The organism is Stenotrophomonas sp. HMWF003, from assembly GCF_003061285.1.
GTDB lineage: Bacteria > Pseudomonadota > Gammaproteobacteria > Xanthomonadales > Xanthomonadaceae > Stenotrophomonas > Stenotrophomonas maltophilia_AP.
Map to the genome: position 1 here is coordinate 1 of NZ_QAIW01000394.1, position 1,405 is coordinate 1,405.

The 1,405-nt window shown below is 68.6% G+C and carries 3 protein-coding genes; all 3 read right to left on the reverse strand.

Annotated elements, in window-relative coordinates; translation table 11 throughout:
• The coding region (locus DBR34_RS16820) for a KUP/HAK/KT family potassium transporter (RefSeq protein WP_181394055.1) at nucleotides 1-426 on the reverse strand (426 nt) is incomplete at its 3' end.
• 118 nt (nucleotides 427-544) lie between these two features.
• The gene (ruvA, locus tag DBR34_RS16825) at nucleotides 545-1,135 is read right to left on the reverse strand and encodes a Holliday junction branch migration protein RuvA (protein WP_038686709.1); all 591 of its coding nucleotides are present in this window, start codon (nucleotides 1,133-1,135) and stop codon (nucleotides 545-547) included.
• 10 nt (nucleotides 1,136-1,145) lie between these two features.
• The coding region (locus DBR34_RS23585; RefSeq protein WP_258224038.1) for a crossover junction endodeoxyribonuclease RuvC at nucleotides 1,146-1,405 on the reverse strand (260 nt) is incomplete at its 5' end.

Consider the following 1,405-nt stretch of genomic DNA (forward strand, 5'->3'; position numbering starts at 1 on the left):
CACCACCGTGATCGGCACGATGAACGCATGCAGCCCGGGCGCGGCCACCTCCAGGCCTTCGACCGCACCCAGCACCGAGATGGCCGGGGTGATCCCCCCGTCGCCGAAGAACAGCGAGGCCCCGAAGATGCCCAGGATGCCCACCACGTACGCCGAGCGCGAGCCGTGCCGCAGGGTACGCTGGGTCAGCGCCATCAGCGCCATGATGCCGCCCTCGCCCTCGTTGTCGGCGCGCATGATGATGGTGACGTATTTGAGCGTAACGACGATGTTCAGCGCCCAGAACGCCAGCGACAGCACGCCCAGTACGGTGTCGTGGTCGCTGTTGAGGCCGTAATGCGGCGAGAACGCTTCCTTCAACGTATAGAGCGGGCTGGTGCCGATGTCGCCGAACACCACGCCGATGGCGCCGATCATCAGGGCCATGCCGCCGGCCGCCGGCGCGTGGCCGTGCGCGGCGTGGCCGTTGTCGTGCTGGGTGGAAGAGGTGGACATGGTGCTCCGGGCGGACGCGGTCGGTATCAGGAAGAAGGCAGCGCGCGGGTCAGCGCAGCGCGGCCTGCAGGGCCTTGCGGATGACGGTGGCGACATCGTCGCCCTCGGCGTTGGCATCGCGCGCCATGCGCGCGGCCTCGGCCGGCTTGTAGCCCAGCTGCTGCAGGGCCACGGTGGCCTCGGAGACCGGGTCGGTGGCCGGCGCGGCACCGGCCAGGGGCGCGCCGCCCCCGCCGAAGTTGGCCGCGCGGTCGCGCAGTTCCAGCACCATGCGCTCGGCGGTCTTCTTGCCGATGCCGGGAATGCGGGTCAGCGCGGTGATGTCACCGGCCTGCAGCATGCGCGCGAACTCGTCCACGCTCACCCCCGACAACACCGCCAGCGCGATCTTGGCGCCGATTCCGCTGACCTTCTGCACGTCGCGGAACAGGCGACGCTCACCCTCGCGCAGGAAGCCATACAGCGACACGCTGTCTTCCTTCTGCGCGTAGTGGGTGAACAGCGTGACCTCGCGGCCCAGCTCGGGCAGGTCGTAGAAGGTGCTCATCGGCGCCTCCAGCTCGTAACCGACGCCATTGACGTCGATGAGCAGCCACGGCGGCGCCTTGTAGGCCACGATCCCGCGCAGACGACCAATCATGCAGCTTTCCTCATTTGCGGCTCCAGGCCATGCGGGCATTGACGCCCAGGCGCTGCGCCGTTGCCCGTACGTGGGCGTGGGTGATGGCCACGGCCAACGCATCGGCGGCGTCGGCCTGCAGCTTGGTTTTCAGGTTGAGCATGAGCCCGACCATGTGTTGGACCTGTTGTTTTTCCGCGCCACCGCGGCCGACCACGGCCAGCTTGATTTCGGTGGCCGCGTATTCGCTGACCGGCAGGTCGCGCATGACCACCGCCGAGATGGCTGCGC

Excerpts from the sequence above, each read along its gene's own strand:
- ruvA (WP_038686709.1), bottom strand. The coding sequence starts at position 1,135 with ATGATTGGTCGTCTGCGCGGGATCGTGGCCTACAAGGCGCCGCCGTGG.